The organism is Aeromonas sp. R7-5 (assembly GCF_040908015.1).
Taxonomy (GTDB): Bacteria; Pseudomonadota; Gammaproteobacteria; order Enterobacterales; family Aeromonadaceae; genus Aeromonas; species Aeromonas caviae.
In genome coordinates, this window is sequence record NZ_JBFOCZ010000015.1 from 52,974 (window position 1) to 77,781 (window position 24,808).

Sequence of the window (24,808 nt, forward strand, 5' to 3'; positions counted from 1 at the left end):
GACTCCGTCAGAACATGTTGAGAATGGAATTGAAGAGTTGATCCGAGGTGCTGATCACCTTGGCATTGGCCTGATACGCCTTGGTGTAGGCCATCACCTTGACCCCTTCCTCATCGAGGTTGACGCCGCTCACGCTGCTGAGCTTGGTGGCGAGCTGTTTCTCCATGTTGGCATCGGCCTCCATGGTCGCCTTGGCCTGACCGCTCTGCACCGCCATCTTGCCAAGCAGGGCGCTGTAGGCATCGTACTGATCATCCTTGATGGTCAGCAGCTCCTGCAGGTTGCGGTTGTCGCCGTTGCCGCCCCCCGCCTTGGCGAAGGCGAGGTGATCCCCGGTAAAGCCGTCGGCCACCTTGAGGGTGCCGGAGGGATTGAGGGGGTCGTAGCTGAACAGGGGTTTGCCGGGATCGCCGTTCAGATCGACGCCACCCGCCTGCTTGGCGTTGAAGTCATCCGCCAGCTTCTTCGCGATCTGGTTCAGCTCGTCGCGCAGGGGGCGCAGCACTGTGGTGCGATACTCCAGCACGCCCGCCAGGGTGCCGCCCTGAAGCCTGGGGACCTCAAAGGATTGCGGCCCGAAGCTCAGGCTCAGGGTGTCACCGGCCAGAGAGAGGGTGCTGCTGCTGCCGGCCAGCACCAGGGGCTGGCCCTGGGGCAGGCTCAGGGAGAAGGAGCCGTCGCTCTGACGGTTGACCCGCACCTCCATGAAGGTCGACAGCTCGCGCACTATCTGCTCGCGGCTGTCTTCCAGCGCCGAGGTGTTGACCCCCTTGGAAGCCTGCTCGCCGATCTGGGTGTTGAGCTCCGCCACCTGCTTGAGATAGCTGTTCACCTGGGTAATGGTGCTGCCCAGCTGATCGTCGATCTGCTTCTCCTGGGTCAGCAGGCTCTCGTTCAACTGGCCGAAGCGGTTGGCCAGGGCACCGGCCGAGCTGACGATCTGGCTGCGCTGCGCCGGTGTTTCCGGGCTGTCGAGAGCGGCGCTCAGGGACGCAAAGAAACTGTCCAGCCCCTTGGTGATGTTCATCGACTCGCTGCCGAGCAACTGCTCTGTCGTATTGATGTACTGGTGAAAAGCATAGGAGGAGCCGGTCGCAGAGCGGCTGCGCCAGTGCTGTGAGACCAGATAGTCATCGGTGATCCTGCGAACCCCGGTCACCTCGACCCCCATGCCGTTGTCCATCCGGCCAAAGCCCGACAGGCTGCCCATCATGGCCTCCTGGCGGCTGTACCCGATGGTATTGACGTTGGCGATATTCTGGGCAGAGATGTTCAATGCGATCTGCGATGCATTGAGTCCGCTAAAACCGATACTGAGCAGCGACATCAGTCAACTTTCCTCATTTTTGCCGAATTCAGAGGCTGACTGAAGGCAGCCAGGGTCTGGGAGTCTGAAGCGACCACCGGCTCGGCATTCTTTAATGTGGGGGCCAGTTGATTGACCATCTGCTCCTTGAGCCCCATGCCGCCGCGCTTGACCAGGCTCATCGCGAGCTGGCTGTCGTACATGTCGCGGTAGAGGGACTCCCCCTTGATAAGCCTGTCCTCTTCATCCTGCATGGCGTCGGACGCCGAACGCATGTGCTTGAGCACCGTCTGCAGGAAGCTCACCTCGAACTGGCCGGCCGCCGCCTCCAGGGCCGCGCGCTGATCCGGGTTGCTCTTTATCTGCTGCAGTTCATTGAGATCCTGATAGAAACCAGGCTCCGAGGTAATTCTGGTCATAGAGATCCTTAGATGACCACCAGCTCGCCTTCGAGGGCTCCCGCCTCGTCGAGGGCTTGCAGGATGGCCATGACATCATCCGGGGTCGCCCCCAGGGAATTCACCGCCTTGACGATCACCTCCAGGGAGGTGCCATCCGGCCAGACAAACATGTTGTTGCGCTCCCGGTCAACCTGGATCTGGGAGTTGGGCGTCGTGGTGGTCCGCCCGTTGGAGAAGGCGTTGGGCTGGCTCACCGTCTGGCTCTCACCTATGGTCACCGTCAGGCTGCCATGGCTGACCGCCGCCTTGTGCACCTTGACCCCCTGCCCCATGACCACGGTGCCGGTACGGCTGTTGAAAACGACTCGCGGCCGCTCCTTGCCCATGTCCACCTGGATGTCCTGCAACAGGGCCATGAAGGAGATGCGCTGGCTCTCATCGCGGGGGGCCGCAATCTGGATGCGACCGGCGCTGACCGCCTTGGCCACGGGGCCGAGCTGGCGGTTGATCTCCCGCTCCACGTTGCGGGCCGTCTTGAAGTTGGGCTGGTGCAGGTTGAGCGTCACTTCCGGCTTGTCCGAGAAGTTGCTGGCCACCTCCCGCTCGATGATGGCACCGTTCGGGATGATGCCGGCCGTCGGCACGTTGATGGTCACGGAGGAGCCGGATTGCCCCTCCGCCTTGACCCCTGCCACCACCAGGTTGCCCTGGGCGACCGCATAGACTTCACCGTCGATGCCGCGCAGGGGAGTGAGCAGCAGCGAGCCGCCTCTCAGGCTCTTGGCATCGCCGATGGAGGTCACGGTCACGTCCATCTGCTGACCCTTGCCGGCGAGGGCGGGCAGCGTCGCCTGCACGGAGACGGCTGCCACGTTCTTGAGCTTGGGATCGATGTCATCAGGCAGTTGTACCCCGAACTGCTTGAGCATGTTGGTCATGGACTGGCCGGTGAATTTGACCTGGCTGCGATCCCCGGTGCCGGAGAGGCCGACCACCAGGCCATAGCCCACCAGCTGGTTGGCTCTCATCCCCTGCACGTCGGCAATGTCCAGCAGGGCCCGTTTGGCGGGGGCAGCGGCGCCGGCCACGCCCGACAGCGCCAGGCAGAGCAGGGCGATATACCATCTGTTCATCGAAATCCTCACAAGGGGGAGAAGGCGGAACTGAAGAAGCGCGACAGCCAGCCCATCTGGTTGCTGTCGGCCAGGGCGCCACGACCGGCATAGGTGATGCGGGCATCGGCGATGCGCTGGGACGAGATGCGATTGCTCTGGTCGATGTCCTCGACCCTCACCATGCCTCCCAGACGGATGTACTCATCCCCCTGATTGAGGCGGATCCACTTCTCCCCCCGGATCCCCAGCACCCCGTTGGGCATCACTTCGGCCACGGTGACCGTGATGGCCCCCGCCAGGGTATTCTGCTGGCTGGAGGTCGCCCCGCCGTCGAAGTCGCGATCCGCCTTGATAGAGGCGCTCCAGTCCGGTCGGGAAACACCACCGATGGAAGGCACAGGCACGCTCAGATTGCTGTTCTTGTTCATGCTGGTGTTGGCCTTCTTGCTGGACTGGGTGCGCTCCTCCAGCATGACGGTCAGGATGTCGCCGACCCGGTAGGCACGGCGATCCTGGAATAGGGTCATCATGTAGTCGTTACGGTAGAGGCTGCCATCCTCCCCCACCCCGGCTTTCGTCAACTCGGAGCGGGAAGGGGCCCACTTCTCGTCACCGGGCTCGGGGGCCTGCAACTCATAGGTGGAGCAGCCCCCCAGCAGCAGGACGAGCACGACGCAATACCACACCGGCTTCATCATCACAGCGCCTGGGTCACGAACTTGAGCATCTGATCGGCGGAGGAGACCACCTTGGCATTCATCTCGTAGGCGCGCTGGGTGGTGATCATGTCCACCATCTCTTCCACCACGTTCACGTTGGAACTCTCCAGGGTGAACTGCTTGATGGCCCCCATGGCCTCTTCACCCGGGACCCCTTCGATGGCTTCACCGGAGGCACCGGTCGCCCGGTAGAGGTTGCCCCCCAGGGCTTCCAGACCGGCCGGGTTGGAGAAGTTGGTCAGGGTGATGCGCCCCAGCTCCACGTTCTCCTGCTGTCCCGGCAGGGTGGCGCTCACGGTGCCGTCGGTGCCGATGGCGATCTTGGTGGCGTTGTCCGGGATCTGGATCTGCGGCAGCATGGGCAGGCCGTCGGCATTGACCAACAGCCCTTCCGCATTGCGGTGCCATTGACCGTTGCGGGTATAGGCCGTCTCGCCATCCGGGCGCTCGACGCTGAAGAAGCCGGCCCCCACCACCGCCATGTCCAGCTCCTGGTTGGTGTTCTGGAACTGCCCTGGCGTGAATACCTTCTGGGTGCCGACCACCCGCACACCGTTACCCATCTGGATGCCGATGGGAGACAGGTTCTGCTGATCCTGCTGGGCACCGGGCTGGCGCTGAACCTGATAGAACAGATCCTCGAACGCCACCCGATCACGCTTGAAACCGACCGTGTTGACGTTGGCCAGGTTGTTGGAAATGCTGGCCATCTTGGCATCCTGTGCCGACAGACCCGTCTTGCTCACCCACAGCGCTGCATGCATCTTCGTTTCTCCACCTGATTCGTTCGAACGGGGTGCATCCCGTCAGTATTCATTCCCGGCCGCCATGGCCGACCGTCAGCCCTGGCCAGAGATCAGCCTGGCACCCTGCCTAGCCTGCTCGTCCGCCGTCTTCATCAACTTGACCTGCAACTCGAAATTGCGGGTCAGGGACATGCTGCCGATCAGCTCGTCCACCGCGTTCACGTTGGCCCCCTCGAGGAAACCGGACGCCAGCACCACCTGCTCGCTGATCTCCGCATCCCCGCCCTGGCGCTGGCGAAACAGGCCGTCAGCCCCCTTGACCAGCTCGGCCGGATCCGGGTTCACCAGCTTGAGCCGGCCCACGTCCAGACGGGCACCGCCCCCCGGCGGGGTGATGCTGAGGGAGCCATCCTTGCCAAAGCTCAGATCCCGATAGGCGGGCAGCACCATCTCGCCGCCATCCCCGAGCACGGGACGGCCGTTGAGGGTCAGCAACCCCTCCCCGTCCACCTCCAGGTTGCCGGCACGGGTGTAGGCCTCCTTGCCGTCTGCTGTCTGCACGGTGAGAAAACCGTCGCCGCGGATCGCCACGTCCAGCTTGCGGCCGGTCTGCATCAGGGCACCCGCCCGAAAGTCGGTTCCCGCCTGCTCTTCCCTGGCCATGACCCGGCTCTGGTAGCCATCGCCGGTCAGGGCATAGGCGGACGCCCGCTCGAAGTCGGCACGAAAACCGGCGGTATTCACGTTGGCCAGGTTGTTGGCCCGGATCTGCTGGGCCATGAGGGTGTGTTGCGCCCCCGACATGGCGGTATAGATAAGCTTTTCCACGGATCACGCCTTAGAAGGAGTTGAACAGGACCTGGGTCATCTTGTCCGCCGAGCTGATGGTCTTGGCGTTGGCCTGGTAGTTGCGCTGGGAGGTCATCAGGCTGACCAGTTCCCCGGTCAAGTCGACGTTGGATGCCTCGTAGGCTCCCGCCGTCAGGCCGCCCAGGGTCCCGCTGCCCGGTGCCCCCAGCACGGGCTGGCCCGAGCTGAACGACTGCTGCCAGGTGGTGTTGTTGGCTTGCAGCAGGCCCTGGGGATTGGCGAAGTTCGCCATCACCACCTGACCCTGGAGCAGGCTCTGGCCGTTGGTGAAGGTGGCGTAGACGCCACCGTCCGCATCCACCCTGACCCCGGTCAGATCCCCGGCGGTATAGCCGTTGGACTGGTTGCGCGTGGCGTTGAAATCGGAGGCGTACTGGCTGACCCGGGCCAGATCGGCGGTGAGGGTGATGGGCTCGGCACCGGCGGGGGCCAGGTTCAGCACGGGGGCCGTGGTCGGCGACTTCAGGGTGCCGTTGGTGTTGAACTCCATGGTCACCGGCGCACCTGTCTGGGTCCCGTTGAAGGCATAGTTGACCTGCCAGGTGTTCTCGCCGGTCTTTACGAAATACTGGGTGACGGTGTGCTCGACCCCGAGAGAGTCATACACCTTGCTGGACTGGGAGTAGCTGAAGCTGTCCGCCTTGGCGGGATCGAAGGGGTGCAGCCCCTGATCGATGACACTGGCGTCCGCCTTGAGGTTCGCCACGAACTCCAGGGTGTCGGACGGCTTGGCCGCCAGGCTGCCCGCCTTGACCTGAATGTCACCCACCACGCCGGATTGCAGCTCACCCGCATCATTGGTCACATAACCCTGCAGACGGTTGCCGCTGGCGGTGATCAGGTAGTTGCTGGCATCACGCTGGAACAGGCCGGCTCGGGTATAGGAGGTCTGACCGTTGTCATCCTTGAGCACGAAGAAGCCATTGCCGGAGATGGCCAGATCCAGGCCCCGCCCGGTACGGGTCACATCCCCGTTGCGATCGAAGTTCTGGGAGACGTTGCTCATCTCCACGCCGCCGGCCTGGCCGCCACCGTAGATGGCGGCAAACTCGGCACGGCTGGACTTGAAACCGGCGGTGCTGGCGTTGGCCACGTTGTTGCTGATGACGCTCAATTCCTGGTTGACGGCGCGCAGGCCACTCAGTCCGATATTAAAAGACATGTTTCGCTCCTATCTGGTTACGCCGACTTGCCAAACTGGACGGCGCTGAACAGGGGAACCTCCCCCACGCCTGCCACTTGCAGCATGATCTCGCCCGTGCCCGGCAAGCTGACGCGCTCCACCTGGCTGGCTACATAATTGCGGGTGGTGGTGGCGACTCCCCCCAGGGAAGCCTTCACCTCGAAGCTGTATTCGCCAACGGGCAGTACCGGCAATTCGTAATCCAGCGCCCCCGCCTTGCTCTCGCCCCAGTTCTTGGTGGCGACCAGGGTGCCGTGCTTGTCATAGACCTTGAGCTCGACCGTGTCGGCCGCGCCGCCCAGCTCCACCTGACCGCGGATCGCCTTCTCCTGCTCCTGGCCAAGGGTCTGGCTCGGCACCATCACTTCCTTGTCGATGAGATCCGTGCTCTGGAGCACCTGCTGGGTGTCCATCATGTTGATGGACTTCTGCTGCAGCACTTTCAGGCTCTCGACCCCTTCCACCATGCTGAACTGGGCCAGCTGGGTAACGTACTGGGCACCATCCAGGGGGTTGGTGGGATCCTGGTTCTGGATCTGGGCCACCATCATCTGGAGAAATTCGTTGCGAAGCTGGACCCCCTGCCCCTCGGAAGTGCCGTTGGCGGCGATCTCAGGGGTGGCGGCGCGCTGGCTGGCGCTGCGGGCGGTATCCAGGCTGCTGACTTGAGGCAGGCTCATTTACACCCCCTGACCAAGACGCAGCAGCCCTTGCTGCATGCTGTTGATGCGGTTGATCACCTCGACCGAGGTCTCGAATCCCCGGGAGGCGCTCATCATGTCCGCCATCTCTTCCACCGCATTGACGTTGGAGTAATAAACGAAGCCATCCCCGTCGGCCAGGGGATTGGTCGGCTCCAGACGTTTCTCCACCTGGCGGTCAGACTGGACGATACCGGCGATCTGCACCTGGGCGGCCCCCAGCCCCTCGGCCTCCTGCACCCGCTGATAGAGGGTGGAGAAGACGGGCTTGATGGCGCGGAAGGCGGCCTCTTCGCTGCCGGCGGCGCTGTCGACGTTGGCGAGGTTGGAAGCCACGGTGTCAAGGCGGACGGTCTGCGCCCGCATGGCGCTGCCGGCGATGTCATAGATGCGATTGAACGACATGATTAACGGCCCTCGATCGCCTTGGCGATCCCGGTGATTTTCATATTCAGGAAGGTGAGACTGGTCTGGAAGTCGGTGGCATTGCTGGCAAACTTGCTCTGCTCCACGCTGAGCTCGGCGGTGTTGCCATCCATGGAGACCTGATAGGGTATGCGGTAGAGGGGATGTTGCATGTCATTGCCCATGGTGCCCTCACTGATGGTGCTGCCCGGCTCTCCTGCCTCCACCTGCCGGGCGACCCGGCCGAGGATGGCCTTGTAATCCACATCCCGTGCCAGATAGCCCGGGGTATCCACATTGGCCAAGTTCCCTGCCAGAATACGAGCCCTGTCTGCCCGCACATCGAGGGCATAGGGGTGTACGCCAAGCGCACTGTCAAATGAGATACTCATGCTTCATCCTTCTTGTGAACCAGTCAGACCGGTGCATCCTTTATCAAGACTCATGCCAATCATGAAAAACCGTTGTTTCCGCTGGTCAGGCCATCACCCCTGGCTGACAAGAGTGACAAAAGGGGAAGCATTGTTTCCCATAGGGAAGCGAGCAGGTCTCCTTGCCCTGCTGCTCCTGGCACTCCCCTCGTGGGCGGCCACTTCGTCGCTGTCGCAGCAGTTGACCGACGGTCTGAGGGCGGATGCCGAAACGGCCCTGGGGGAGTATCAGCGCCAGCAAGGCTGGCCAGAGACCCGGGCCGACTATCAGGTCTGGCTCTCCCCCGCCGTGGCCCACCTGCCGGCATGTCGTCAGGCGGTTCGCTTCCTGGCTGGCGGGCAGTATCGCCAGCCCTGGGGGCGGCGCCCCTATCTGGTGGAATGTACCGAGCCCGCCTGGCAGTTGCGGGCCCGGGTGGAGGTCACCCTGATGTTGCCGGTCTGGGTGGCGGCACGGGACATCCCCAAGGGACATGTCATCGCCCCGGAGGATCTGCTGGAGAAATCCCTCGATGCCAGCCGGTTGCAGCGGGGCTTCACCCACAGCTCGCAGCCCCTGGCAGGCAGCAAGAGCCTTCGCCATCTGAGGATGGGGCAACTGGTCGGTGAACTCGATCTGCAACAGGCCTGGGCCGTCCGGGCAGGGGAAGGGGTGCTGATCCGGGCCGGGCAACCGGGCTTTTCCGCCACGACCCGTGGAACGGCCTTGTCAAACGGCGCCATCGGTGAAGGGGTGAGGGTCAGGAATCTCGGCTCCGGCAAAGAGATCCAGGCCTGGGTGGTTGACAAGGGGGAAGTCGAAACCCGCTTTTAGCGCAGAAATGGCGAGTTTGATTCAAGTTCGGCCACCTCAGGGTCGCCTGTCACAAGAGAGACCACCAGGAATTCACGTTATGAAAATCACACGCACCGACCCTGTCTACGTTCAACCCCAGTCTCAGCGCAAGGCGGGAGCCACACCGGCACCCCAGCCCCAGGCCAGCCAGGGGGAAGCCAGGATCAGCGCCACCGCCCAGACCATCAATCAGGCGAGGGTCGAGCTGGCCTCCACCTCTGATGTGGACATGGAGAAGGTCAACCAGATCCGCCAGGCCATCAGCGAGGGTCGGCTCGAACTGGACATGGATGCCCTGAGCCAGGCCATTCTGGACATGCATCGCCGATGAGTCTGCCTCCCAAACAACGGATCCAGCAGTTGATCATCGGCATCCGGCAGGATTGTGGCCGCTACGCCGACCTGCTGCAGTTGCTGCTCAATCAGTACCGTCTGCTGGCAAGCCACGACGTGGCAGGGCTCACGGAACACAACCGGCAACAGACCCGGCTCATGGGCGAGATCCAGCACCAGGTCAGGCTGCGCTGCGAACATCTCCAGGCACTGGGGCTCAAGCCTGACGAACGGGGCATGGCCATCCTCATCGGCAAGCTCCCCTCCCCGCTGCGCCAGCAAGTGGACGAGCAGTGGCAGCGGCTGGAGCAGTTGCTGCTGCAGTGCCGTCGCCAGAACGAGCAGAACGGCCGCCTGCTGGCAGGCCAGATAGAGACCATCCACACCCTGCTGGGCCAGGAGTCATCCTATGGCAGGCAGGAGCACTTCCCCGACTGACCCTTTACGTTCCCTGCCGGGCACGATGGCCCAGTGCGGCGAGTTCGTCGAGCTGCCGCTGCTCACCTGACTCCTGACGCTGGCGGGCCGCCAGGGCCCGCTTGTCCAGCAACAGCTCCAGCCCCTTGACCCGACCGAACTGCCTGACGAGCTGCCCCTCGTGATGAGCCAGATCCTGGCTGGCGAGCGCACACTGCTGCAACTGGTGGGTCAGCAGGTGGCGAAGCTGCCCCTGCATCTGCTGCTTGTTCTGCCACAGCAGGGGATGAAAGCTCGACGAGCCCGGATGCATCGTCTCGATGACCTCCTGCAGCCTGAGGGCTCGGTGCTCCTCCTTCATCGCCACCTCGCGCAGACGCTGCCGCTCCTTGCCCATGGCCTCCAGGGCATCCTGCTGCAGACCGAGATAGGATTTCAGCATGCCGCCTCCTTACGCCCTGCCGAGCACATGCTTGAGACCGCCCAGCACCTGGGTGATGGGCGTCTCTTCCTGAATGCCCTGCTGCAGGAAGCTGGCGATGGCAGGATAGCGCTGGACCGCCTCGTCCATCTGGGGATCCGCCCCGGGCTGATAACCCCCCAGGGGCAGCAGCTCACGCACCTGCTGGTAACGGCCCCAGAGCTGGCGCAGATTCACCGCCAGCCCCTGCCATTCGGGAGAGACCACCTGAGGCATCACCCGGCTCACCGAGGCACCGATGTCGATGGCGGGATAGTGCCCCTCCTCCGCCAGACGGCGGGTCAGCACGATGTGACCATCGAGAATGGCCCTGGCGGAATCCACCACGGGATCCTGCTGGTCATCCCCTTCCGCCAGCACGGTATAGAAGGCGCTCAGGCTGCCCTCGGGGTGCGTGCCGTTGCCCGCCCGCTCCACCAGCTGGGTGAGCAGGCTGAACACCGAGGGCGGATAGCCGCGGGTCGCAGGAGGTTCGCCGATGGCCAGCGCGATTTCCCGCTGGGCCTGGGCGTAGCGGGTCAGAGAATCCATCAGCAGCAACACATCCTGACCCTGATCGCGGAAATATTCGGCGATGCGGTGGCATAGCTGGGCGGCGCGCAGCCGCATCAGGGGGGATTGATCCGCCGGTGCCGCGATCACCACGGCGCGGGCAAGCCCCTCGCTGCCCAGGCTGTGTTCGATGAACTCCCTCACCTCCCGGCCACGCTCGCCGATGAGCCCCACCACCACGATGCGGGCGCTGGTATTGCGGGTCATCATGCCGAGCAGCATGCTCTTGCCCACACCGGAACCGGCAAACAGTCCCAGACGCTGGCCCTTGCCCACCGTCAGCAGGCCATTGATGGCCCGGATGCCCACGTCGAGCGGCTCGCGCACCGGGGTGCGCAACAGGGGATTGGGAGGGGAGGAAAACAGGGGAACCCGTTCCCCTTCCTCTTTCAGGGGACGGCCGTCCAGCGGTTGCAGCAGGCCATCCACGACCCTGCCAAGCAGATGCTCGCCGACCCGGATGGTCTCCTCTCCGTCGACGGGCAGCACCCGGGCGCCGGCATAGAGACCGCTCATGGGCTGGAGCGGCATCAGGTAGGAAATGTCCCGGTTGAAGCCGACCACTTCCGCCAGCAGGGCGGCGCCGGTGGCGGTCTCCACCTCGCAGCGCTGCCCCATGATGAGCTGGCACCCCACGACTTCCAGAGTCAGGCCGGTCACGCGCACCAACCTGCCATAACGACGATAGCCGGGCACCTCCTCCAGGCTATCGAGGGCACAGGTCAGCGCCTGTTGCAGCGCATCATGCATCCGAAGAGAGTTCCAGGGTCTGGTTGAGTTGTTCTATGCAGCGGCCGAGGCGCTCCCCCGTGTTGATCTCGACCACCGCGGCCCGTGTCTCGATGCGGGCGTCCCCCACGGCCAGTGCCGGGTCCACCTGCAACGGCCACTTCTCGCAGCGGGTCACCCCCTGCTCGGCCAGGCGCTGCCGGTCTCCTTCGTTGAGGTAGATCACCAGCTCTTCCGACTCGCTCGGCAGGCTGGCCATGGCCTGCTCCACCTGCTGGAGCACCTGCTGGGGATTGAGGGTGAACTCGGCCTGGATCACGCGCTTGGCCACCTGGGCCACCAGCTGGGCGACCAGGGCCTTCTGTTCCAGCATCCGGGCCCGGGTCAGGGATTCCCACTGCTGCTGCAGCGTTGCAAAGGGCACCATGGCCTCATCGAAGGCGGCACGTCCCTCGGCCAGCCCCTGGGCCAGACCACGCACCTGTCCCTGTTGCAGCCCCTTGGCTTCCCCCTCGAACAGGCCACTGGCCAGCCCCTGCTGGTAGCCGGCCTGATACCCTTCTGCCTGCCCCTGCTCCAGCCCCTGCTGGTAGCCGTATTCGAACTCTTCCTGCTGGCTTCTGGCCTCTTCCCCGCTCTGGCCCAGCGCCGGGAAGCGGTAGAGACGGGTGGCACCTGCCGCCAGTTTGCGCACATGCTGACTCATGCCTGTCTCCTGTTAACTGACGGTGGGCTCTTCGAACAGCTGGAACTCGATCTCGCCCTGCTCCACCAGCTCGCGCACCAGCTTCATGGCCTCTTCCCGGGCCTGCTCCACCTTGCGCAGGGAGACGCTGCCCTGATCCTGGATCTGGGCCTCCAGTGCCTGTGCCATCCGTTTGGGCATGGCGCCAAGCACCACCTTGCGGAAACCGGCATCGGTGTTCTTCAGGGCCAGGGCCAGCAGATCCGCCGGCAGCTCCTGCACCAGACGTTGCAGGGTATCGTCGCTCTGGCGACGCAGGGCCATGAAGTCGAACATGTTCTTCTCGATTTCGAGGGCCAGCTCACCATCGTGCTCCCGCAGCAGAGTGAGCATCTGCTCCTTGTTTCCCTGATAGCGATTGAGGATATCGGCCACCTGGCGCACCCCGTTGACCTTGGCGCCGGACTGATCGGCCACATAGGCGAGGCAGCGATCCAGGGTGAGCCGCAGCTCCCCCAGCACGTGTTCGCTGACCGAGCTGAGGCTCGCAACCCGCACCAGTAGATCGTCGTGCACCGACCCCGGCAGGGCATCGAGCACGGCAGAGGCGGTCTGGGGGGGCAGGAAGGCGAGCAAGACAGCCTGCATCTGGGGATGCTCATTGCGGAAGAAGCGGGCCAGCACATCCGCCGGCACCCATTGCAGGCGCTGGATGTCCTGGCTCATCGCATCGCCATAGAGGCTGTCGAGCAGGCTGCGGGAAAGCCGCTGGCCCAGCGCCAGATCCAAGGTCTGTTCCAGATATTCCCGGGAGGCGCTGCCGATGCCGCTCTGCTCGCGATACTGGTTGAAGAACTGCTGCAGCGTCCACTTGGCTTCTATCGAACTCACGCCGGAGAGGCTGGCCATCTTGGAGATGAGGCGCTGCACTTCGTCGCGGGACAACTTCTGCATCACCTTGGCCGCCGCCTCGGTGCCCATGCTCAGCAGCAGGATCGCGGCTTTTTCCAGATTGTCGATGTCGATGTCGACCGCGTTCTGATTCAGATTAACGTTGCTCATTGCCACTCACCCATTGTCTGACCACTTCCGCCACACGGGCCGTGTCCTTGTCTACCAGCAGTTGCAGGTGTTTGAGCTGGACTTCCAGCTCGGAACCCGGTTCGGGCAGCGCCTCCAGATCCAGGGAGGAGAACTGGGGCTCGAGCCGGAACTCGGACTGAGACTGGGACAGGCTCTTGCCCGTCGCAGACTCTTCCAGTTCCCCATCCCCTTCCCGGCGCATGGAGAGGCCCATGGTCGGCTCATGCTCCTCGTTCGGCTCCTGTGCGGCATCAGTGTCGGGATATTGCTGGGTACGCACCAGGTGCTTCACCAGAGGACGGATGCCGAAGAACACCAGGGTCAGCCCCAGCAAACCACCCACCAGGTAACGCAGGGAGTCTTGCCAGTAAGGGGTTTCCAGCCAACTCGACGCTGGCGGCTCCACCGGCACCGCACCGGTGAAATCGAAGACCTGCAGGCTGATCTGGTCGCCACGGGAGCCGTCAAAGCCCACCGAACGCTCCACCATCTGGCGGATCTGCTCGAGCTGTTCCGGGCTCCACCCCTCCTTGGGGGCGCTCTGCTGATTGAGCAGGATGGAGACGTTCATTTTCTCCAGTCGTCCCTGCTGATATCGGGTATGCACTATGGTGCGGCTGCTTTCATACTGCCTGCTGACTTCCTGCCGCTCGGTGCGGGTATCGTTCTTGGCAGGCTCCTGGGCAGCATTCCCCTCGGTGGCGGCCTGATCGGTCTTGGGAGCGGTTTCGGGCGGTCGATTGGAGAGCGCACCGGGGATACCGAGGGCCAGGGCATCGATGGTCTTGTCCGATTTGTTGGACTCCCTGGTCACCACGGCATTGGGATCGAGCTGTTGCTGGGTCTCTTCCACCGCATTGAAATTGACGTCCGCGGCGATCTGCACCCGGTAGTTGCCCGTGCCCAGCATGGGGGAAAGCATGTCGCTGGCACGCTGGCGAATGTACTGCTCCAGCTTGCGCACATATTCCATCTGCTGGACGCTCTGCTTGCCGAAACCGGCCTTGTCGCCGAGCTCGGCACTCAGCAGCTGGCCGCTTTGATCCACCACGGTGACGGCCCCGGGCTTCATGCCGGAGATACTGCCCGCCACCAGGTTGGCAATCGCCTCGACCTGGCCCGGCTCCATGGTCTGGCCCGGTTGCAGATCCAGCATCACGGACGCGCTGGGTTTCTCCTCGTCGCGCCCCACGAACAGGGTCCGCTTCGGAATGGCCAGATGCACCCGGGCACTGCGCACCGCATCCAGGGAGATGATGGTTCTGGCCAGCTCCCCTTCCAGGGCATGGCGGTAGCGCGCCCCTTCCATGAATTCGCTGGTGCCAAGGCCGGTGACGTTGTCGAGCCCCTCCAGGCCGGACGGCATGGCCGCCCTCACGCCCCGCGCGGCCAGCGCCATGCGGATGTGGGCCAACTGGCTTTCAGGCACCAGGATCTGGCCGGAACTTTTCTCCAGCCGGAAGGGTACCTGCTCCTTCTCCAGCATCTCCATGATGTTGGCGGTGTCGTAAAGCTCCTGCTTGCCGTAGAGGGGCACGTAATTCTTGCTGGAGGTCCAGAGGATGACCACTATGGTGGCGGCAACCACGGCGGCCAGCAGCGCGATGGTCAGAATGGATTTGTTGTCGCGAGACAGGGTACGCCAGTTGCGCACCCCGTCCTGCACCCGGGCCAGCAGGGAGCCCGACGCCCCCGGTGCGGAGGATACCAGTTCAGTCATGATCAACCTCAGAGCGGCATGCGCATGATGTCATCAAAACCCGTCATCAGTTTGTTGCGCACCTGCATCAGGGCGGAAAAACTGAGACCGGCCTTCTGGCTGGCCACCATGGCCCCCACCAGATCGTCGCTCTGACCCGCATCGACGGCGGTCATCAATCGGGAGGCGATGTTCTGCTGCTCGTTGACGCGGCCGACGACGTCGCGCATGGCGTCGCTGAACGAGACGCCTGACGCCTCGTTCGGTTCGATGGAAGGGGGTTGACTGGCGACTCGCTGCATTTCCTGCATCTGCTGCAGGAGCGTCACCTGTGATGACATGATCTCAATCTTCACTCGGTTATCCCTTAGTTTTGTATCTGCTGCTCGACATCGATGCCCTGCTCGCGCATGGCAGCCAGCTTGTATCTAAGTGCCCGGGTCGTCATTCCGAGGGCTTCGGCCGTGCGTGTCCGGTGACCACGGAAACGGCGCAACGTCTCAAGGACGAATTGAAATTCAGCATGCCGCTTGGTCTCGCTGAGCCCCTCGGGGGCCGCAAGCGCCTGCGGTTGCGGGGTGTCGGCTTCGGCGGCGTAATGGGGCAACATCAGATCGACGGCCTGAATATGCAAGCCGCGAGCCATAATTAGCGCTCGCTGAATCACGTTGTCCAACTCACGCACATTGCCAGGCCAGTCATAGGAGAGCAGTTGCTGACGGGCACTCTCGCCGAGGCGATACCCCTGCTGTGCGGCGTAGCGTTCGATGAAGTATTCCGCCAGAGGCAGGATGTCATCCCGCCTCTCTCGCAATGCCGGCCAGCTCATGGGAAGCACGTCGAGCCGGTAGAAAAGGTCCTCGCGAAACGCGCCCTGCAGCACCAGCTCCCTCAGGTCCCGGTTGCTGGCGGCGATGATCCGCACATCCAGCGCGATCACCTGATGACTGCCGAGGCGTTCCACCTCTTTCTCCTGCAACACCCGCAGCAACTTGGCCTGCAGCGCCAGCGGCAGTTCGGAGATCTCGTCGAGCAGCAGAGTACCGCCCTGGGCCAGCTCGAATTTTCCCTGCTGGTTGGCGGTTGCCCCGGTGAAGGCCCCCTTGCTGTGTCCGAACAGGATGGATTCGAGCATGGCTTCCGGGATGGCCGCACAGTTGATGGCCACGAAAGGCTTGCCGGCCCGGCTGGACATCTCGTGGATGTAGCGAGCCAGTCGCTCCTTGCCTGTCCCGGATTCGCCACCGATGAGGATGGTGGCCGATGTCTTGGCTGCCCGCCGGGCAAGCTGCAACACCTGCAGGCTCTGGGGAGACGTGGCGATCAGATTGGGAATGGCCTGGCGCAGGCGCAGGGCCCCTCTCACCACATCGAGGATCTGGCGCTGGCTGAAGGGCTTGATGATGTAGTCGATGGCGCCGGCCCGCATGGCTTCCGCCGCCAGGTAGGCCTGATGCTCGTTGACCAGAATGACGCAGTCGGTCCCTGCCAGCGTCTGCACCATGGCGGGCCCGGCCTCGGTCATGACCGCCATGTCGAGCAAAATGAGATCGACCGCATGGTTCGAGAGAAATTGCTTGGCCAGCGACACGGAATCGACACAGGAAACACGATAACCGGCACTGAGCAATATACGATCAACATCGTTTCCATTTGATAACGAAGCGGAAACTAATAATAAATGAGCATGCGTTTCAATACCGGTCGGTATTGAATTTTCCTTGCTAGATAAATCAGAAAACATATATCCCGAACCTGTGATTGCACATGAATCAATCAACAGAACTGATGCGTGAAAAATAAAGACACACAAATAGAGACTGCACCCGTTATTGAGCGAATGGTCTATATCGGTATAAAAACAAGGCGGGAAATCATGGCCTTGGTAACCCCGCTATCATTAGCATCAATGCTGTTAGACCGGAGGCTTTGCGTCCTGACTTTTCAGTTCAGTTTGCCTTTATCATGCGACGACCCGTATTTGGATGGCATGGCTACATTGTCCCTGAAGCCATGTGATACATCCGACTATTTCTATTTTTTCTTTGCTGTCAGTATGTATCGCGTCAAAAGTCGTCACATGATAGCGGCTTTATATGACAATTCAAGCAGATATGCGGAATAGGCGCTTCCTGTCCCTGTGACGCCAAGGCAATTCCACTTCAGCCCAGAGTCCCGATGACTTCGACTCGCAAATCTTCCGGTATCTCGTTATAGGAGAGCACCTTGAGGCCTTTCGAGAAGGAACGGGCATAACGGGCTATCAGCGGTCTGAGCTGGGGCATCACCACCAGCACGGGCGCATATCCCTGTTGCTGCAGTTGCTCCTTCACCAGCGGCATGTTCTGCTGCAACTGCGCCAGCAACTGGGGATCCACCGGGAAGCTGTCCAGCTGGATTTTGCCCTGCTGCTGTGACTGGCTCATGGCCGTCAGCAGGGTCTGCTCCAGCCGGTCATCCAGGGTGAAGGCCGCCAGCACGTCGCGGGACCCTATCGCCTGTCTGACGATCTGGCGCTTCAGTGCGCAGCGCACATCGGACGCCAGCAGGACGGGATCTTTGGTCAGCTCGCTCGCATCCAGCAAGGTGGTGGCGATGGTGCGGATGTCGGTGAGGCTGATCTGCTCCTTGAGCAACTGGCGGAAGACCCGCAGCTGCTGCATCTGGGTCAGGGCCAGATTGAGCTCTTCCGCAAGACGGGGGGACTGGGCCGCCAGATGCTGACCCAGCTTGCCCACCTCGTCATGACCAAACAGGCCGTCGAGCTGCTCCCTGAGCAGCTTGCTGGCGTGAGTCGCGATGACGGTGGCGGAATCCACCACCGAGTAGCCCAGATTGAGGGCCTTGGCCTTGTTGTCCGGCGAAATCCAGACCGCACTCATGCCATAGGCAGGATCCTGTGTCAGCTCGCCATCCAGGGCGCCATAGGTCTCACCGCTGCTGATGGCCATCAACCGCTGGCAATCCACATTGCCCGAGGCCAAAGGGATGCCGGAGAGCTTGATGCGGTACTGATCCGGCTGCAATTGCAGGTTGTCCCTCACCCGGATCTCGGGCAGCAGGAAGCCGTACTGCTCGGAGAGTGTCTTGCGAATACCGCGCACCCGGGCCAGCAGCTCGGCCCCCTTGTCCGCCTCCGCCAGCGGTACCAGTCTATAACCCAGTTCGATGGCGACCGCATCCACCGGGGGCAGGTCCTGCCACTCCAGTCCCTGAGGCTCCGGCTGCACCATCTGGCGCGTCAGCGCCTCGGCCGCATCCAGCGCGGGATCCTGCACCCGGCGCTTGCTGACGCTCCAGCCGGTCCAGGCCAGCACGGCCGCAAAGCTGAGGAAGGCCAGCATGGGCATGCCGGGAACCAGCCCCAGGATCAGCATGACGGTCGCCGCCGTGTAGATCACCCGAGGAGAGGCCAGGATCTGCTGGCCAACCTGATCCGACATCTCCCCTTCGTCACTCACGCGGGTGACGATGATGGCTGCCGCCGTGGACATCAGCAGGGAGGGGATCTGGGCGACCAGACCGTCACCTATGGTGAGCAGGGCATAGATGCGGAAGGCATCGGAAACCGGCAGCGAGTGCTGGAAGATGCCGATGGCCAGGCCCCCTACCAGGTTGATGATGAGCACCAGCAGACCGGCGATGGCGTCACCACGCACGAACTTGGAGGCCCCGTCCATAGCCCCGTAGAAGTCCGCTTCCCTGGCGATCTCCTCCCGCCTTGCCCGTGCCTGGTGCTGATCCAGGGTCCCTGCATTGAGGTCGGCGTCGATGGCCATCTGCTTGCCCGGCATGGCGTCCAGGGTGAAGCGGGCGGACACTTCCGAGATCCGCTCGCCCCCCTTGGTGATCACCACGAAGTTGATGATCATCAGAATGACGAAGACCACCAGACCCACCACGTAGTTGCCACCGATGACCACTTCGCCGAAGGCCTGGATCACCTTGCCGGCCGCTTCGTTGCCTTCATGGCCGTGCAGCAGCACCACCCGGGTGGAGGCGACGTTGAGGGAGAGCCGCATCAGGGTGGCCACCAGCAGCACGGTCGGGAAGACGGAGAAGTCGAGGGGCCGGCGGGCCGAGACGGAGACCAGCAGCACCAGCACCGCCAGCACGATGTTGAAGGTGAACAGGGCATCCAGCAGCCAGCCTGGCAGAGGCAGTATCATCATCGCCAGGATGGCCAGCAGCATCATGGGGATGGCTGTATAGGATTGGGTAAAGACACGCCAGTTCACAACTTACCTCTCAGGTTGACGTAATTCGGGCGGTACGTGCAGGGGGGCAAGGGGATTCGGTTTCCTGCCCTTGCCAGCCTCATAGGCCCGTAGCTGCAATACATGGTTCAATACATAGGCGACCGCGGTGTACAGACCCGCCGGCACTTCCTGATCCACCCGGGTGGAGTAGTAGATGGCCCGGGTCAGCTCGGGCAGGCTCATCACCCGCTTGTCATGGGCTTTGGCCACCTCGCGGATCCGCTCCGCCATGCCGTCCACCCCTTTGGCAATCACATAGGGGGCGTTGGCCCGCTCGGGATCGTACTTGATGGCCACCGCATAATGGGTCGGGTTCACTATGATGACATCGGCCTGGGGCACCCGCTGTTCGATACGGGCCCTGGCCAGCATCCCCTGCACCTGGCGGATCCTCGCCTTGATCTCCGGACGTCCCTCGCTGTTCTTGTGCTCGTCCTTGACCTCCTGCTTGGTCATCTTCAACTGCTTGTTCAAGGACCAGCGCTGGTAGGGCACATCCAGCACCGCGATGAGCATCTGCACACTGCCTAGCAAGATGAATGCCTGGGAGAGGATCCGCAGCGCCTGTTCCATGGCTGCCTGGGGTGGCATACGGTTCATCATCATCAGGGTGGGCCACTGGTGCTGGAGCATCATGGCCAGGGTGCCGCCGATCAGCAGCACCTTGAGCAGGGATTTCAGGAGTTCCATCAGACTGTGAGTGGAGAACATCCGCTTGAGCCCCTTGAGCGGGTTGAGCTTCTCCCCGCTTGGCATCAGCTTCTTCCAGACCAGCACCATGCCGCCAGGCACGCTACTGAGCAGCACCAGCAGCAGGGCCAGCACGCCGAACAGAGGCAGCAGCACCCACAGCATCCCGATCAGGGCGTCCGCGGTCCACTGGATCATCATCTGGGGATCCCGTGCCCCCTGCCAGTTGAAACGCTGGGGCTGCTTCATCAGCTCGGCAAAGAAGAGCCCGAAACTCGGCACCATCCACTGCATGACCAGACCGCCGACGAGCAGCAGGCCGGCCGAGCTCAACTCCCTGGAACGTGCAATCTGGCCCTCTTCCCGCGCCTTGCGCCGTTTCTGGGAAGAGGCCTCTTCGGTTTTGTCCTGGGCGCTGTGCTGGCTCATGTCGGCGTCAATGCCCTGAGCTGGGTCAGCACGTAACCGACCAGATCCAGATAGCGGGCCGGGACGCCGCTGATGGAGATGGCCATGGTGAGCAGCCCCAGCAGCAACGTCATGGGGAAGCCCAGAGAGAAGATGTTCAGGGAAGGGGCCGTACGATTGAGCACCCCAAAGGTGAGGTTCACCATCAGCATGGCCACCACGGCAGGCAGGGTCAGGATGAGGGCAGCTCCGATGCTCCAGCCAAACAGGCCGATGACCCCCTTCAGATCGAGGACGTAGAGCGAGGTTCCCGGCGGCCAGGTGCGCAGGCTCTGCACCAGGACGTCCAAAGTCACCAGATGGCCGTTCAGACCGAGGAACAACAGGGAGCAGAAGACCAGCATGATCTGGCTGACGATGGGCGCCGTGTCTCCGTTGGAAGGATCGTTCATCACCGCCATCCCCAACCCCATCTGCATGGAGAGGATCTGCCCCGCCATGGTCATCACCATGAACAGCATCTGTATGCAGAGCCCGAACAGCAGACCGAACAGCAACTGCTCCAGGGTCAGCACCATCATGCCGGCACTGAGGGGATCCAGCGCCGGCATGCCTTTCATCATGGGGGCGATCAGCAGACTGATGACGAAGGCCAGCAGGATGCGAACCTGTGCAGGCACCCGGCCGTCGCCGAATACCGGCATCACCCAGAAGGCGGCCGCAATGCGAATGAAGGGCCACCACCACTGTCCCAGCCAGGCGGTCAGCTCGGCCGCACTGAACGACAGCAGGGAGTTCATCCGATAAGCCCGGGGATCTTCTGGAACAGGTCGGCGAACAGGGTGGTGATCTGCGACAGCAGCCAGTTTCCCGTGAAGATGAGGGTCAGCAGGGTCACGATGAAACGGGGCAGGAAGCTCAGTGTCTGTTCCTGGATCTGGGTCGCCGCCTGGAAGATGCTGACCACCAGCCCGACGATGAGACCGGGCACGATCAGCACCGAGACCATGATGACCACCAGGTTCACGGCCCCGCCCACCAGGGCCACACTCTGCTCGGGGGTCACGTCAGCCTCCCCCGCCGAAACTGGCCGCCAGGGTACCGACCGTCATGGACCAGCCATCCACCAGCACGAAGACCATCAACTTGAATGGCAGCGAGATGATGAGAGGGGAGAGCATCATCATCCCCATGGCCATCAACACGCTGGCGACCACCAGATCGATGACCAGAAAGGGGATGAACAGCATGAAACCTATCTGGAAGGCGGTGTTCAGCTCGCTCAGCACGAAGGCCGGCAACAGCACGCCGAACGGCACCTCGCTCTTGGCGAGGGTGGTCGGCTCTCCGGAGATGCGCAGCATCTGCTCGAGATCCGGCTCCCGGGTCTGGGCCAGCATGAATTGGCGCAGCGGTTTTTCGGCGCGGGCCAGCCCCTCCGTCAACGTGATTTCGTTCTGGTCGTATGGCACGAAGGCGTTCTGGTACATCTCGGTCCAGACCGGCCTCATTATCACCAGGGTCAGGATCAGGCTGATGCCGATCAGCACCCGGTTGGGTGGGCTCTGCTGCAATCCCAGGGCCTGACGCAGGATGGCCAGCACTATGATGATCCGGGTAAAACTGGTCATCATCAGCAGTAGGGTCGGCAGCAGACCCAGCAGGGTCATGAAGAAGAGGATCTGCAGCTTGACACTGTAGTCCTCTCCCCCTGCTTCGCTCGGCGATACCGAGAACAGCGTCATGTCCGCGCCCCAGCTCGGCAACGCCAGCAGGAGCAGGGCAACCAGCAGATAACGCATCAGTCGTTCATGCCGCCCAGCAATTTGGTGTCCACGACGTCCACCAGCCGCAGCCCGTATTTGCCGTTGACCACCACCACCTCGCCCCTGGCCAGCAGGCGCCCGTTGACGCGGACATCCAGCGGCTCGCCCGCCAGCTTGTCCAGCTCGATGACGGCCCCCTCTTCCACCTTCATCAGCTCGCCCAGCGCCACCTCGGTGCTGGCCACTTCCAGCGTCACCTTGACCGGAATGTGGTGAAAGAAGGAGAGATCCCGCTGCTTGGTACTGCTGGTCGGCGCCATGTAGTCGGCCGCACTCGGCATGCTGATGTCGTCCCCAAACAGCTGATCCAGGCCATCCAGATCCAGCGGGTCATTCATGTTGTGCTCGTTCACGATTCGACTACTCCTCTACCACTGTTGCGACCTGGTACACCAGGCTGCCTTTATGTTCGGCAATGCGTCCATTGAAACAGGGGCGCTGGCCGATCAGGGCCGGCACCACCTCGGGTAAATCCAGCGAGAGCACATCTCCCACCTTGAGGCATTCGAGATCCGCCAGCGTCATGGACATCTGCCCCATGACTACCCGCAGCCGCACCGGCACCTGGATCAGCGCCTCTTCCAGTTGCGCCACCTGCACACGCTGACCTTCAGCGATACCGGGCGCCTCTTCGGGGGGCGCCAGCCAGAACTGCCAATCGTGCTGGCTGCCACCGGCCAGCATACTGGCCTGCGCCTTCCAGAGTGGGCCTGCGGGCAGGGCCTCCCGGGAGATCAGATTCAACTGCCAGGAGAGGTCTCCCTGACCTTGACAGGTCGACCAGATTTCCACCTGGTACTGGCACAGCCGCAACAGCAGTCGCTGTTCGGTGTCGGTCAACCCCCTGCCATGGGGTGCCGTGGCCCCCTTGTGTTGCAGAGTGCCGCCGAAAAACAGCACGGCAAGCCGATAGATGACCGCAGGAGAGATGGAGAAAAAGGCGACACGCTGGGCATCCAGAGGAGTACGGGCTTCGACCCAGACCTGATGATCATCCTCCTCTTGCGGCAACGCAGAAGAAAAGTCCTGGTAACCCAGATCGCAATCCGCCGCATTGAACAACTGGGCCATGCAGCCCGACGCCTGCTGGGAAAAGACGCTCAGTTGGGTGTTGAGTTGCCTGAGACGGGCCTGATTGGCCCTCTCGACCCCCAGCAAGTCATATTGAGGCAGGGCTCTGCCCCGCTCGGCACAGATCAACCGGGAAGGGGTGTGCATTACGCCGCTTGATGACATTACAAATCCACCTTTGCCATTTTCATCTCGTCCTGCTGCATGGAGACATGCCGGCTCCATGATCGATACCGATAGCCCAGACGACACAGAGCGACCGAAAGGGGCGAGAACTTTATTACAAAACCCCAAAAGGCGCCACGCGACCGCGTGACCAGCCGAAAATAAAAATCCCGGCACCAAAAGGTGCCGGGATTTCGAGGTAATCACTTACCAGAAAGAGGTCGGAGTCGGCCTGTAAGCCGGGTTCTGTACCGGGTTGCCCCGGGTAGCAATCATTCCTCTAGGCCAGCAATCGCTCGCTGGCTCAAGCAACCTACCCGCCCCCAACGCGGGCCGCGCCAATAGGGGCCTATTTGGTCTTGCTTCGGGTGGAGTTTACCGTGCCACGAACTGTTGCCAGTCGCGCGGTGCGCTCTTACCGCACCCTTTCACCCTTACCTGATCCCTTGCGGGCCATCGGCGGTCTGCTCTCTGTTGCACTGGTCGTAGGCTCGCGCCCCCCAGGCGTTACCTGGCACCCTGCCCTGTGAAGCCCGGACTTTCCTCCCCTCCGCCCGTCTGTCCCGAGGGACACAACGACGAAGCAGCGATTGCCCAGCCAACTCCGAGGCGCGGATTATAGCCTCGCGAGACGGACGGGGTAAACCGTCAATTCCGGTTTACGGCAATTAATAGTGCTCAAGACCGTATTTGTAGAGGGCGTTCTTCTTCACCCCGTGGATCTCGGCGGTGAGGGCTGCAGCCTTCTTGAGGGGCAGCTCGCTGACCAGCAGGCCCAGGGTGCGGATCGCCTCCGCAGGCAACTCGTCATCCACCTTGCTGGCACCGGCGACCACCAGCACGATCTCCCCGCGGCAACGATTATCGTCCTCTCCGAGCCAGGCCAGCATCTCGGAGGCGGGCAGACCGTGGATGGACTCGAAGGTCTTGGTCAGCTCGCGGCACACCACCACCTGGCGCTCGCCAAGGATGCGAGCAATCGCTTCCACGGTATCCTGCACCCGGCGCGGCGATTCGTAGAACACCAGAGAGCGGGTGTCTTCGATGACGGCTTGCAGGCGATCATCCCGCCCCTTGGCCTTGGCCGGCAGGAAACCCTCGAAGGCGAAGCGGTCGGTGGGCAGCCCGGCGGCGGACAGCGCCGTGATGGCAGCGCAGGGACCGGGCAGCGGCACCACCTTGACCCCGGCTTCGCGACAACGGGTGACCAGGTGATAACCGGGGTCGCTGATGAGCGGCGTCCCCGCATCGGAGACCAGGGCCACGCTCTTGCCCTCCTTGATGCGGGCGATCAGCACATCCGCCTTTTGCTGCTCGTTGTGATCGTGCAGGGCAAAGGTCGGTACCGAGATCTGGTAGTGGCTGAGCAGGATCCCGGTATGCCGGGTATCCTCGGCGGCCACCAGATCGACGCTGCGCAGCACGTCCAGTGCTCGCTGGGTGATGTCGGCCAGATTGCCGATCGGAGTGGGGACTATATACAGGGTTGGGATGTCACTCATGGGAGCTCCGAGTGTCCCGACAATTGTGTCGCCATATTGGCCCGTTTACACTATGGAGAATTTCAACACTGGTCGGGGAATGAACTTGAACCGGGTTATAAAGCAGCTAAGTGTATCACGACTCTTCGGCATCCTACTCGCGGCAGTCCTGCTCGCCGCCTGTGCGTCGGAGCCCAATCAATCTTCCGGACAACCC

The 24,808-nt window shown here is 62.6% G+C and carries 28 protein-coding genes, 1 other RNA gene and 1 riboswitch; of the genes, 3 read left to right on the forward strand and 26 right to left on the reverse strand.

What is annotated here, in order from left to right; all coding sequences use genetic code 11:
• Nucleotides 1-7: 7 nt before the first annotated feature.
• From lfgK to lfgB, 10 genes are all read right to left on the reverse strand, one after another.
• Nucleotides 8-1,327, reverse strand: a complete 1,320-nt coding sequence (lfgK, locus tag AB5Y53_RS05630) for a lateral flagellar hook-associated protein LfgK (protein WP_041211811.1) — start codon at nucleotides 1,325-1,327, stop codon at nucleotides 8-10.
• Nucleotides 1,327-1,725, reverse strand: coding sequence for a rod-binding protein (locus AB5Y53_RS05635; protein WP_041211812.1), 399 nt, complete (start codon nucleotides 1,723-1,725; stop codon nucleotides 1,327-1,329). The genes lfgK and AB5Y53_RS05635 overlap by 1 nt, the downstream gene beginning before the upstream one ends.
• A gap of 8 nt (nucleotides 1,726-1,733) precedes the next feature.
• A complete protein-coding gene (fgIL, locus tag AB5Y53_RS05640) occupies nucleotides 1,734-2,840 on the reverse strand; it encodes a lateral flagellar basal body P-ring FlgIL (protein WP_041214014.1) in 1,107 nt (368 codons plus the stop codon).
• Between the two features lie 8 nt (nucleotides 2,841-2,848).
• The gene (gene flgH, locus AB5Y53_RS05645) at nucleotides 2,849-3,520 is read right to left on the reverse strand and encodes a flagellar basal body L-ring protein FlgH (RefSeq protein ID WP_368181310.1); all 672 of its coding nucleotides are present in this window, start codon (nucleotides 3,518-3,520) and stop codon (nucleotides 2,849-2,851) included.
• Nucleotides 3,520-4,305 carry a lateral flagellar basal-body rod protein LfgG gene (gene lfgG / locus AB5Y53_RS05650; RefSeq protein ID WP_041211815.1) on the reverse strand — a complete coding sequence of 262 codons (786 nt, stop codon included), beginning with the start codon at nucleotides 4,303-4,305 and terminating at the stop codon, nucleotides 3,520-3,522. The genes flgH and lfgG overlap by 1 nt, the downstream gene beginning before the upstream one ends.
• A 75-nt stretch (nucleotides 4,306-4,380) precedes the next feature.
• Complete coding sequence (gene lfgF / locus AB5Y53_RS05655; RefSeq protein WP_041214015.1) at nucleotides 4,381-5,115, reverse strand: lateral flagellar basal-body rod protein LfgF; 735 nt, start codon at nucleotides 5,113-5,115, stop codon at nucleotides 4,381-4,383.
• 10 nt (nucleotides 5,116-5,125) lie between these two features.
• Complete coding sequence (gene flgEL, locus AB5Y53_RS05660) at nucleotides 5,126-6,319, reverse strand: lateral flagellar hook protein FlgEL (RefSeq protein ID WP_041211817.1); 1,194 nt, start codon at nucleotides 6,317-6,319, stop codon at nucleotides 5,126-5,128.
• Between the two features lie 17 nt (nucleotides 6,320-6,336).
• Nucleotides 6,337-7,020, reverse strand: coding sequence for a flagellar hook capping FlgD N-terminal domain-containing protein (locus AB5Y53_RS05665; RefSeq protein WP_319894525.1), 684 nt, complete (start codon nucleotides 7,018-7,020; stop codon nucleotides 6,337-6,339).
• On the reverse strand, nucleotides 7,021-7,446 hold the full coding sequence (flgCL, locus tag AB5Y53_RS05670; protein ID WP_041211819.1) for a lateral flagellar basal body rod protein FlgCL: 426 nt from the start codon (nucleotides 7,444-7,446) through the stop codon (nucleotides 7,021-7,023). It abuts the gene before it with no gap.
• 2 nt (nucleotides 7,447-7,448) lie between these two features.
• On the reverse strand, nucleotides 7,449-7,838 hold the full coding sequence (gene lfgB / locus AB5Y53_RS05675; protein WP_041211820.1) for a lateral flagellar basal body rod protein LfgB: 390 nt from the start codon (nucleotides 7,836-7,838) through the stop codon (nucleotides 7,449-7,451).
• Between the two features lie 61 nt (nucleotides 7,839-7,899).
• Between lfgB and lfgA the strand changes: the two genes are divergently transcribed.
• The 3 genes from lfgA to flgN all read left to right on the forward strand — a co-directional run bounded on the left by lfgA (nucleotide 7,900) and on the right by flgN (nucleotide 9,483).
• Nucleotides 7,900-8,691, forward strand: a complete 792-nt coding sequence (gene lfgA, locus AB5Y53_RS05680; RefSeq protein ID WP_368181311.1) for a lateral flagellar basal body P-ring formation protein LfgA — start codon at nucleotides 7,900-7,902, stop codon at nucleotides 8,689-8,691.
• Between the two features lie 79 nt (nucleotides 8,692-8,770).
• Entirely contained in the window at nucleotides 8,771-9,043 is a 273-nt protein-coding gene (flgM, locus tag AB5Y53_RS05685; protein WP_041211822.1) for a flagellar biosynthesis anti-sigma factor FlgM, read from the forward strand.
• On the forward strand, nucleotides 9,040-9,483 hold the full coding sequence (gene flgN / locus AB5Y53_RS05690; RefSeq protein ID WP_042015073.1) for a flagellar protein FlgN: 444 nt from the start codon (nucleotides 9,040-9,042) through the stop codon (nucleotides 9,481-9,483). The genes flgM and flgN overlap by 4 nt, the downstream gene beginning before the upstream one ends.
• Nucleotides 9,484-9,487: 4 nt before the next feature.
• Here flgN and lfiJ read toward each other — a convergent pair whose 3' ends face one another.
• The 16 genes from lfiJ to rsmI all read right to left on the reverse strand — a co-directional run bounded on the left by lfiJ (nucleotide 9,488) and on the right by rsmI (nucleotide 24,612).
• Nucleotides 9,488-9,904 carry a lateral flagellar protein LfiJ gene (gene lfiJ, locus AB5Y53_RS05695; RefSeq protein ID WP_041211824.1) on the reverse strand — a complete coding sequence of 139 codons (417 nt, stop codon included), beginning with the start codon at nucleotides 9,902-9,904 and terminating at the stop codon, nucleotides 9,488-9,490.
• A gap of 9 nt (nucleotides 9,905-9,913) precedes the next feature.
• Nucleotides 9,914-11,245 carry a lateral flagellar FliI-like assembly ATPase LfiI gene (gene lfiI / locus AB5Y53_RS05700; RefSeq protein ID WP_323881933.1) on the reverse strand — a complete coding sequence of 444 codons (1,332 nt, stop codon included), beginning with the start codon at nucleotides 11,243-11,245 and terminating at the stop codon, nucleotides 9,914-9,916.
• The gene (gene lfiH, locus AB5Y53_RS05705) at nucleotides 11,238-11,930 is read right to left on the reverse strand and encodes a lateral flagellar assembly protein FliH (RefSeq protein WP_041211826.1); all 693 of its coding nucleotides are present in this window, start codon (nucleotides 11,928-11,930) and stop codon (nucleotides 11,238-11,240) included. Before lfiH ends, lfiI begins: the two co-directional genes overlap by 8 nt.
• 12 nt (nucleotides 11,931-11,942) lie before the next feature.
• Nucleotides 11,943-12,971: a lateral flagellar motor switch protein FliGL gene (gene fliGL / locus AB5Y53_RS05710; RefSeq protein WP_041211827.1), complete on the reverse strand. Its 1,029-nt coding sequence runs from the start codon at nucleotides 12,969-12,971 to the stop codon at nucleotides 11,943-11,945.
• Nucleotides 12,958-14,712: a lateral flagellar M-ring protein FliFL gene (gene fliFL / locus AB5Y53_RS05715; RefSeq protein ID WP_368181312.1), complete on the reverse strand. Its 1,755-nt coding sequence runs from the start codon at nucleotides 14,710-14,712 to the stop codon at nucleotides 12,958-12,960. The genes fliGL and fliFL overlap by 14 nt, the downstream gene beginning before the upstream one ends.
• Nucleotides 14,713-14,720: 8 nt before the next feature.
• On the reverse strand, nucleotides 14,721-15,047 hold the full coding sequence (gene lfiE / locus AB5Y53_RS05720; RefSeq protein WP_080767903.1) for a lateral flagellar hook-basal body complex protein LfiE: 327 nt from the start codon (nucleotides 15,045-15,047) through the stop codon (nucleotides 14,721-14,723).
• Between the two features lie 11 nt (nucleotides 15,048-15,058).
• Nucleotides 15,059-16,321 (reverse strand): lateral flagellar response regulator transcription factor LafK, encoded by a 1,263-nt coding sequence (gene lafK / locus AB5Y53_RS05725; RefSeq protein WP_269475233.1) that lies wholly within the window; start codon nucleotides 16,319-16,321, stop codon nucleotides 15,059-15,061.
• 251 nt (nucleotides 16,322-16,572) lie between these two features.
• Nucleotides 16,573-16,660: riboswitch (cyclic di-GMP riboswitch) on the reverse strand.
• Nucleotides 16,661-16,853: 193 nt separating this feature from the next.
• Complete coding sequence (gene lfhA, locus AB5Y53_RS05730; RefSeq protein ID WP_041214021.1) at nucleotides 16,854-18,929, reverse strand: lateral flagellar biosynthesis protein LfhA; 2,076 nt, start codon at nucleotides 18,927-18,929, stop codon at nucleotides 16,854-16,856.
• 3 nt (nucleotides 18,930-18,932) lie between these two features.
• Nucleotides 18,933-20,069, reverse strand: a complete 1,137-nt coding sequence (gene flhB, locus AB5Y53_RS05735) for a flagellar biosynthesis protein FlhB (RefSeq protein ID WP_041214022.1) — start codon at nucleotides 20,067-20,069, stop codon at nucleotides 18,933-18,935.
• A complete protein-coding gene (gene lfiR / locus AB5Y53_RS05740) occupies nucleotides 20,066-20,848 on the reverse strand; it encodes a lateral flagellar biosynthetic protein LfiR (protein WP_104452187.1) in 783 nt (260 codons plus the stop codon). Before lfiR ends, flhB begins: the two co-directional genes overlap by 4 nt.
• Complete coding sequence (gene fliQ, locus AB5Y53_RS05745; RefSeq protein ID WP_041211832.1) at nucleotides 20,845-21,114, reverse strand: flagellar biosynthesis protein FliQ; 270 nt, start codon at nucleotides 21,112-21,114, stop codon at nucleotides 20,845-20,847. The genes lfiR and fliQ overlap by 4 nt, the downstream gene beginning before the upstream one ends.
• A 1-nt stretch (nucleotide 21,115) precedes the next feature.
• Entirely contained in the window at nucleotides 21,116-21,850 is a 735-nt protein-coding gene (gene fliP / locus AB5Y53_RS05750; protein WP_041211833.1) for a flagellar type III secretion system pore protein FliP, read from the reverse strand.
• Nucleotides 21,850-22,227, reverse strand: a complete 378-nt coding sequence (gene lfiN, locus AB5Y53_RS05755; RefSeq protein ID WP_041211834.1) for a lateral flagellar motor switch protein LfiN — start codon at nucleotides 22,225-22,227, stop codon at nucleotides 21,850-21,852. Before lfiN ends, fliP begins: the two co-directional genes overlap by 1 nt.
• A 7-nt stretch (nucleotides 22,228-22,234) precedes the next feature.
• On the reverse strand, nucleotides 22,235-23,110 hold the full coding sequence (lfiM, locus tag AB5Y53_RS05760) for a lateral flagellar motor switch protein LfiM (protein ID WP_183148999.1): 876 nt from the start codon (nucleotides 23,108-23,110) through the stop codon (nucleotides 22,235-22,237).
• A gap of 219 nt (nucleotides 23,111-23,329) precedes the next feature.
• Nucleotides 23,330-23,716, reverse strand: an RNA gene (gene rnpB / locus AB5Y53_RS05765) — RNase P RNA component class A.
• 62 nt (nucleotides 23,717-23,778) lie between these two features.
• The gene (gene rsmI, locus AB5Y53_RS05770; protein ID WP_052814457.1) at nucleotides 23,779-24,612 is read right to left on the reverse strand and encodes a 16S rRNA (cytidine(1402)-2'-O)-methyltransferase; all 834 of its coding nucleotides are present in this window, start codon (nucleotides 24,610-24,612) and stop codon (nucleotides 23,779-23,781) included.
• Between the last annotated feature and the right edge of the window lie 196 nt (nucleotides 24,613-24,808).

Coding starts and splice junctions, on each gene's coding strand:
- lfgK (WP_041211811.1), bottom strand. CDS start 1,327: ATGTCGCTGCTCAGTATCGGTTTTAGCGGACTCAATGCATCGCAGATC.
- AB5Y53_RS05635 (WP_041211812.1), bottom strand. CDS start 1,725: ATGACCAGAATTACCTCGGAGCCTGGTTTCTATCAGGATCTCAATGAA.
- fgIL (WP_041214014.1), bottom strand. CDS start 2,840: ATGAACAGATGGTATATCGCCCTGCTCTGCCTGGCGCTGTCGGGCGTG.
- flgH (WP_368181310.1), bottom strand. CDS start 3,520: ATGATGAAGCCGGTGTGGTATTGCGTCGTGCTCGTCCTGCTGCTGGGG.
- lfgG (WP_041211815.1), bottom strand. CDS start 4,305: ATGCATGCAGCGCTGTGGGTGAGCAAGACGGGTCTGTCGGCACAGGAT.
- flgEL (WP_041211817.1), bottom strand. CDS start 6,319: ATGTCTTTTAATATCGGACTGAGTGGCCTGCGCGCCGTCAACCAGGAA.
- AB5Y53_RS05665 (WP_319894525.1), bottom strand. CDS start 7,020: ATGAGCCTGCCTCAAGTCAGCAGCCTGGATACCGCCCGCAGCGCCAGC.
- flgCL (WP_041211819.1), bottom strand. CDS start 7,446: ATGTCGTTCAATCGCATCTATGACATCGCCGGCAGCGCCATGCGGGCG.
- lfgB (WP_041211820.1), bottom strand. CDS start 7,838: ATGAGTATCTCATTTGACAGTGCGCTTGGCGTACACCCCTATGCCCTC.
- lfgA (WP_368181311.1), top strand. CDS start 7,900: ATGAAAAACCGTTGTTTCCGCTGGTCAGGCCATCACCCCTGGCTGACA.
- flgM (WP_041211822.1), top strand. CDS start 8,771: ATGAAAATCACACGCACCGACCCTGTCTACGTTCAACCCCAGTCTCAG.
- flgN (WP_042015073.1), top strand. CDS start 9,040: ATGAGTCTGCCTCCCAAACAACGGATCCAGCAGTTGATCATCGGCATC.
- lfiJ (WP_041211824.1), bottom strand. CDS start 9,904: ATGCTGAAATCCTATCTCGGTCTGCAGCAGGATGCCCTGGAGGCCATG.
- lfiI (WP_323881933.1), bottom strand. CDS start 11,245: ATGCATGATGCGCTGCAACAGGCGCTGACCTGTGCCCTCGATAGCCTG.
- lfiH (WP_041211826.1), bottom strand. CDS start 11,930: ATGAGTCAGCATGTGCGCAAACTGGCGGCAGGTGCCACCCGTCTCTAC.
- fliGL (WP_041211827.1), bottom strand. CDS start 12,971: ATGAGCAACGTTAATCTGAATCAGAACGCGGTCGACATCGACATCGAC.
- fliFL (WP_368181312.1), bottom strand. CDS start 14,712: ATGACTGAACTGGTATCCTCCGCACCGGGGGCGTCGGGCTCCCTGCTG.
- flhB (WP_041214022.1), bottom strand. CDS start 20,069: ATGAGCCAGCACAGCGCCCAGGACAAAACCGAAGAGGCCTCTTCCCAG.
- lfiR (WP_104452187.1), bottom strand. CDS start 20,848: ATGAACTCCCTGCTGTCGTTCAGTGCGGCCGAGCTGACCGCCTGGCTG.
- fliP (WP_041211833.1), bottom strand. CDS start 21,850: ATGCGTTATCTGCTGGTTGCCCTGCTCCTGCTGGCGTTGCCGAGCTGG.
- lfiM (WP_183148999.1), bottom strand. CDS start 23,110: ATGTCATCAAGCGGCGTAATGCACACCCCTTCCCGGTTGATCTGTGCC.
- rsmI (WP_052814457.1), bottom strand. CDS start 24,612: ATGAGTGACATCCCAACCCTGTATATAGTCCCCACTCCGATCGGCAAT.